This window comes from Aeromonas sp. Prich7-2, from assembly GCF_017939255.1.
GTDB classification, from domain to species: domain Bacteria; phylum Pseudomonadota; class Gammaproteobacteria; order Enterobacterales; family Aeromonadaceae; genus Aeromonas; species Aeromonas caviae.
The window spans coordinates 1-293 of record NZ_JAGKRI010000267.1 but is presented as its reverse complement, the minus strand read 5'-3'; the positions used below and the strand labels follow the sequence as shown (position 1 = coordinate 293).

Annotated in this window: 1 rRNA gene; it reads left to right on the top strand. The window is 52.6% G+C overall.

Annotation, left to right across the window (positions count from 1 at the left end):
- Positions 1-293, top strand: a 23S ribosomal RNA gene (locus J9892_RS21570); the annotation flags it as partial.

Genomic DNA, 293 nt, shown 5'->3' with positions numbered 1-293 from the left:
GGATGCCTTGGCAGTCAGAGGCGATGAAGGACGTACTAACCTGCGATAAGCCGTGAGCAGTCGGTAAGAGACATTACGACTCACGGATTTCCGAATGGGGAAACCCACTTAGCATAAGCTAGGTATCGCTGCGTGAATACATAGCGCAGCGAGGCGAACCGGGAGAACTGAAACATCTAAGTACCCCGAGGAAAAGAAATCAACCGAGATTCCCTCAGTAGCGGCGAGCGAACGGGGATTAGCCCTTAAGCATCTTGGAAGTTAGTGGAACGGTCCTGGAAAGGCCGGCGATA